This window comes from Anaerophaga thermohalophila str. Valhall (assembly GCF_000250735.1).
Taxonomy (GTDB): Bacteria; Bacteroidota; Bacteroidia; order Bacteroidales; family Marinilabiliaceae; genus Anaerophaga; species Anaerophaga thermohalophila_A.
The window spans coordinates 1-5,659 of the sequence record NZ_AHZV01000200.1 but is presented as its reverse complement, the minus strand read 5'-3'; the positions used below and the strand labels follow the sequence as shown (position 1 = coordinate 5,659).

Below are 5,659 nucleotides of genomic sequence, written 5' to 3'. Positions count from 1 at the left end.
ATAATATTGATATTTCTATCGTTGGATCGATAGATTTTTAGATATAAGATGTAAGATGTAAGATAATTTGTACAACCTTGATATACTGTATTTTAACAAGATTTAAAACACAATAAATTGATTCTCTATGTATTGTAAAAGTTCAAAACTTTGCTTCATTGCGTCTCTGCGTTTAGGCTTTTTTACTGACTATTGGAATTACAAACGGGATAAAAATTCAGGAAATGTATCTCTGAACCTTTGTACCGCTTCGTCCAGTTTTCCGTACCATTCGCCACCGGCAGCGTTCAGATGTCCGCCTCCGGAAAAAAAAGTTTCGGAATATTTGTTAACAGGAATATTGCTCCGTGAACGAAATGAAATTTTGACAAATTTATCTTTTTCTTTTTCGGTAAATAAGGCAGAAATATCCATTCCTTTAATGGCAAGAGGATAATTAACAAAGCCTTCTGTATCGCCCGGACGATATTGATATTTATCCAATTCATCCTTTGAAATGGTAATATAAGCGGTTGCCAGATTGTCTATAACCTCCAGATTATTTGCCAGAACGTGCCCAAGCAACCGCATCCTTTCTAAAGAGTTGCTCTGGAACAATTCCTTATGAATTTTGTCCTTATCAATTCCCCTGGCTACTAATTCTCCAACAACCCGGTAGGTTCGGGGAGCGGACGAATTATAGCTCAATGACCCCGTATCGGTAATAACGCCTGAATAGAAGCATTCGGCTGCATGAGTGTCCAGCTTATCTTCCCATTGAAGGGCTTCTGCAATCAGGAAAGATAGTTCACAGGTTGAAGAAACCTCTGTTTCTGAAAACAGCAGGCTGGCAATCCTGATATCGGGTTCCGGATGATGATCTATAAGAATCCTTGGTGCTTTCAGGGTTTTAATGACCTCTGCCATATCACCGCACCGCTCTATATCATTGAAATCAAGCAATATAAACAGACCTGCCTCTCGAAGCTTCCGTTCAGCCAGTGATTGGTTGTTTTCATAGACGATAATCTCTCCGGCACCTTTCATCCATAATAAATTGGCCGGTACCTCATCCGGAACGATTACCGAAGCTTCATAACCCTTATTCTTCAAAAGATTCCACCAGCCCAGCACACTTCCTATCGCATCCCCGTCGGTATTTTTGTGAGGGATCAGCACGATTGATGAAGCATTCTCAATTAATTTTCTGAAAGTGTCTAACTGACCTTTGTTGATTTCCATTTCAAGATTTTTCTGAAAATGCAAAGGTAATAAATTACCAGCCTTACGGAAAAATTCCTATTTTTATCTCTGAATCATTGAGTGAACAGAACATTAGATTGTTAGGTTGTTAGATGATTGATGTTAGATTGATGTTAGATTGTTTGCTAAGTGTTCTGCAGCTCTCTGATAATTAAAAACTTTGTGTTACTGCGTCTTCTCATTTAGCCTTTTTTATGGACTATTGTGATTCATCTTATCTAAAAATTAAACGAACCAATTGCAGCAAAATAAACACAAAAACTTTGTTTTATGACAAAAGGAAACATCACCCTGACAATGATTAAACCCGTAGCGGTAAAAGAACACCATGTAGGCGATATTCTTTCCGAAATCGAGCATGCAGGATTTCACATTATCGGATTGAAAATGACACAATTGCCTAAGGAAAAAGCCAAAATTTTTTATGAAGAGCATAAAGCCAGGCCCTTTTTCGGCGAATTGGTCGACTTTATGTCATCGGGGCCGGTTGTTGCGGCTCTGCTGGAAAAAGAAAATGCGGTTGAAGACTTTCGCAAACTGATAGGTTCTACCGACCCGAAAGAAGCAGAGGATGGAACAATTCGCAAAAAATATAGCAAAAGACAAAACACATAATGCCATTCATGGTTCCGACAGTGACGAAAACGCACTGAGAGAAGCATGGTTCTTCTTTAGTGAAATGGAACAATTCAGGTAAACACTCCCGGACAAAAGCACGTCATCTTACCGGAGGTGTCCCCCGTTTAGTAGTGATGATAACCACTCCGTTTTCGGCATCGTCACCGTAACGTTCTATGGCCTTCTGCCCCTTCATTACCCTTATCGACTTAACGTTGTAATGAGGAACCTCAATGTATTCTTTGACGATTTTATTGTCGATAACAAACAGCGGCATTTTTTCTGTCAGACCGTGTTCATTGAGGGTTTGCATCAATTCCTTTTCTTCCTCCGACAAATAAAACGGAACCTCGACCACAACTTTACAGTCCACATTTTCACCATCTTTTTTTGCCGGTTTCCATTCCTGCATCAGACTAACCAGACGCAAAGCTTCTGAATCGAGCAAAGCATCCACGCTTTCCGAAATTTTTGGTTCCATCAGTTTTCCCTGATCGGTTATAATGGCCGATACTTCAACGACACCTTCAATCATATCAATCCGGGCTTCATCGGGATAACTCATATACTTTTCAATAAAACGTCCGACCGTTTTCGGATTTCCTTTAAATTTCGGTTCTCTGTCAATATCATCCTGCACAACCTGTACAGATTGTGCAAAAGAGATATTTGCCATTGCCAAAATCAGCAACGCAAACATTGTTGAAATGAAACGTTTTGTTTTCATGGCTTCATGTATTTTGCGGAATACTCTGAAAGTGTCTAAAACTCATAGATACTCTGTATATCCCTGGTGACGCTCTGTGTCATCGCATCTCTGCGTTAAGGCTTTTTTAAACAGACTATTAAAAAAACTTCAATAATTATACCAAAACATGGAAAACGTCATTGCACATACTGAGAAAAACAATCATTTTTGTTGGCAGTCGAAAATACCAGCAATAATGTCTCATGCAAGCAACAACAAAAAACCTGCTTAAGCTTCATTTGGTTGTCTTTATCTACGGATTTACAGCCATTCTGGGAAAGCTCATCACCCTGGATGCCATTCAGTTGGTATGGTACCGGATGTTGATTGCTTTTCTGACACTTGGCTTTCTGCTCCATTTAAGAGGGCGCAGGATGGCAGTAAGCCGTGCAACATTTTTCCGGCTGACAGGGATCGGCTTCATAGTTGCATTTCACTGGATCACGTTTTTTCATGCCATTAAAATCAGCACCATTTCGGTAGCATTGGGTTGCCTTGCCTCAACCACCCTTTTTACCAGTCTGCTTGAACCGGCTTTGGTAAGACGCCCCCTTGTTTGGCTGGAAGTAATCACCGGCATATTAATAATAACAGGTCTTTACATGATCTTCAGATTCGAACCTGACCACATTGCCGGAATAATAACCGCTCTTACATCAGCATTTTTAGCCGGATTATTTACAGTTTTGAACAAACTCATGATCGTTCGGAATCGCCCCCTTGTCATAAGTTTTTATGAAATGGGAGGCGGTTTTATTGGCATCACACTTTTTATGTTGCTTAACGGCACATTTTCGGCAGGACTGCAGGTACCTGTCTGGAGTGACTGGCTTTTCCTGATACTGTTGGGTGTAATATGCACTGCTTACGCCTTTGCTTCAAGTGTTAAAGTAATGGATATCCTCTCGGCCTATACAGTGGTTTTGACCATAAATCTTGAGCCCATATACGGAATTCTGATGGCATTTGTGTTTTTCGGAGAATCGGAATTAATGTCGGGGGGATTTTATGCCGGAACAGTAATCATTTTAGCAGCAGTCTTCATGTTTCCCGTATTAAGCCGTAAACTTGCGAAAGCGCCTGAAAAATCAGATTAGATCAAGCGCAATTTATCTGATAAGATTTCGGGCTCTTAATAAATTATCCATAGCTTCTTCGATTATTTTCCGTGGCGAGGCAACGTTAAGCCGCATAAAACCTTCTCCCTGAGTACCAAAAGTTGGTCCATAGTTCAAACCAAGGCGGGCCTTTTCGATTATGAATTTCCTCAGTTTTGTTGCCGGCATACCCCATTCCGAAAAATCCAGCCACATCAGATAAGTTGCTTCCGGCCTGTGTACTCTTATTTCAGGCATGTTCGTATTCAGAAAGTCCAGTACATAGTCGGTATTCCCTTCAATATATTTTAAGAGCGCCCGAAGCCACGGGCGTCCCTCATTATAGGCAGCCTTCAATGCTTCTGCACCAAACATGTTTCCTGTAAACAGGTGAAAAGACTGAAGCTGACGCTTCATAACCCTTAGCAATTTTTGGTTTGAAGCTACAATATACGATGTGTTAAGGCCGGCAATATTGAACGTTTTACTGGGCGCCATGCAGGTAATCGTGTTATCAGCAAGTTCGGGGCTTACCATCGCCACAGGTATGTGTCTGGTACCTTCGAAAACCAAATCGGCATGTATCTCATCTGATATAATAAGCACGTTGTTTTTCAAACAGATATCTCCGACTTTCTGCAGTTCTCCTTTTGTCCACACTCTTCCCACGGGATTATGCGGATGGCACAAGATTAACATTTTCACATGTTTATCAGAGGTTACTTTATCCAGATGTTCAAAATCCATAAAGTAACCGTCGGGGGTGTTAACAAGAGGGTTCTCTGCAATTATTCTTTTATGATCTTTAATAACATCAAAAAAAGGCGGATAAACCGGAGGTTGAATAACCACCTTATCGCCAGGCGCGGTAAAGGCCAAAACCGCCAGAATTAATGTCGGAACAACTCCGGGCATATATTCCACCCAATCTGAAGAAACTTCCCAGTTGTGCTGCTCTTTTAACCATTTTACAATGGATTGATAAAAGGCATCGTCACGGGTGGTGTAGCCATACAAGGGATGTTCTGCCCTTTTACGAATCGCATTCACCACTTCATCAGGCGCCGGAAAGTCCATATCGGCTACCCAGAGCGGTAAAACATCTATTGTCCCGAACAAACGCTGACGAAAATCCAGCTTCAGTGCATTGGTACCTTCACGGTTGATTATCTGGTTGAAATCCATATTAAGTTAAGATAAATAAATAGATGATTAGATGATTAGATAATTAGATGATTAGATGATTAGTGCGTGTCTATAAATCCGCAAAATTTTTCACTATAGCGCAAAATTTTTTCAAACAATTCAAAACAATCCACCTCTAAAATTTTTCCCAAAAAACCCTATTTTTTTCTCCCAACCTTAGTAACCAATGAACCTTACACTGAATCAAAACCTTATTACCTTATTGAAAGGTTATTGATTTATGATGCAAACATCAGTTTCAACTCTTCCCTTCCGAATGCATAGGCGGTTGTTTCGATTCTTATGTACTTTTCAAACATCACAAAATAAGGTAATAAGGTCAGGGGCATTGTTGGGATACTTTCTTTGTTACTAAGGTTAAAGATTGAAAATAAGGTTTTTCATATCCGAAACTTTCATGAGGCATAGTAATTATTTTTTTATCAAAACCTTATTTTATGTGGGATTAACAAAGAAAAACAGCTAACAAAAGTGAAAAAGCCAAATTACCAATACGGATAAAAAGCATATTCAACCTGCGGTTGCCGTACCAAACCGGTACCTTTATGTACGTGGCGTCGAAATTACGACTGCGTTTTGATTTTTTGCGGTACTTTTTTCGCAATTTGCTGGCTATGCCATCCTGATTGTTAAGGCAGTCTTTGTATAATGTTTTGTTTATCTTTAATTAGTGCCTGTCTATAAACTTGCAAAAATTTTTACAATATGTGTGTCTGTTCAGAAAGTGCCAGTTGCAAGGCTTGCGAAG

Annotated in this window: 6 protein-coding genes; 3 read left to right on the top strand and 3 right to left on the bottom strand. The window is 40.0% G+C overall.

From position 1 onward, the window contains the following. Nucleotides 1–198: 198 nt before the first annotated feature. On the bottom strand, nt 199–1,221 hold the full coding sequence (locus OQ5_RS0110635) for a DHH family phosphoesterase (protein ID WP_016777479.1): 1,023 nt from the start codon (nt 1,219–1,221) through the stop codon (nt 199–201). A 291-nt stretch (nt 1,222–1,512) separates the two neighbouring features. Between OQ5_RS0110635 and OQ5_RS20850 the strand changes: the two genes are divergently transcribed. Both OQ5_RS20850 and OQ5_RS24590 read left to right on the top strand, forming a co-directional pair. Next, nucleotides 1,513–1,857 carry a nucleoside-diphosphate kinase gene (locus OQ5_RS20850; protein ID WP_016777478.1) on the top strand — a complete coding sequence of 115 codons (345 nt, stop codon included), beginning with the start codon at nt 1,513–1,515 and terminating at the stop codon, nt 1,855–1,857. Then, entirely contained in the window at nt 1,814–1,939 is a 126-nt protein-coding gene (locus OQ5_RS24590) for a nucleoside-diphosphate kinase (protein ID WP_255297490.1), read from the top strand. Before OQ5_RS20850 ends, OQ5_RS24590 begins: the two co-directional genes overlap by 44 nt. A 21-nt stretch (nt 1,940–1,960) precedes the next feature. Here the strand turns inward: OQ5_RS24590 and OQ5_RS0110625 are convergent, their stop codons facing one another. Continuing rightward, a complete protein-coding gene (locus OQ5_RS0110625; protein WP_016777477.1) occupies nt 1,961–2,587 on the bottom strand; it encodes an energy transducer TonB in 627 nt (208 codons plus the stop codon). Between the two features lie 224 nt (nt 2,588–2,811). On the opposite strand from OQ5_RS0110625, the gene OQ5_RS0110620 reads away from it, so the two are divergent. After that, nucleotides 2,812–3,705, top strand: a complete 894-nt coding sequence (locus OQ5_RS0110620; RefSeq protein WP_016777476.1) for a DMT family transporter — start codon at nt 2,812–2,814, stop codon at nt 3,703–3,705. A 12-nt stretch (nt 3,706–3,717) separates the two neighbouring features. On the opposite strand, the gene OQ5_RS0110615 is transcribed toward OQ5_RS0110620, so the two are convergent. Next, the gene (locus OQ5_RS0110615) at nt 3,718–4,890 is read right to left on the bottom strand and encodes a MalY/PatB family protein (protein WP_016777475.1); all 1,173 of its coding nucleotides are present in this window, start codon (nt 4,888–4,890) and stop codon (nt 3,718–3,720) included. Nucleotides 4,891–5,659: the final 769 nt, after the last annotated feature.

Bases quoted from the DNA above. Each gene is read 5' to 3' on its own strand.
- OQ5_RS0110615 (WP_016777475.1), bottom strand. From the start codon at position 4,890: ATGGATTTCAACCAGATAATCAACCGTGAAGGTACCAATGCACTGAAG.
- OQ5_RS20850 (WP_016777478.1), top strand. From the start codon at position 1,513: ATGACAAAAGGAAACATCACCCTGACAATGATTAAACCCGTAGCGGTA.
- OQ5_RS24590 (WP_255297490.1), top strand. From the start codon at position 1,814: ATGGAACAATTCGCAAAAAATATAGCAAAAGACAAAACACATAATGCC.
- OQ5_RS0110620 (WP_016777476.1), top strand. From the start codon at position 2,812: ATGCAAGCAACAACAAAAAACCTGCTTAAGCTTCATTTGGTTGTCTTT.
- OQ5_RS0110635 (WP_016777479.1), bottom strand. From the start codon at position 1,221: ATGGAAATCAACAAAGGTCAGTTAGACACTTTCAGAAAATTAATTGAG.
- OQ5_RS0110625 (WP_016777477.1), bottom strand. From the start codon at position 2,587: ATGAAAACAAAACGTTTCATTTCAACAATGTTTGCGTTGCTGATTTTG.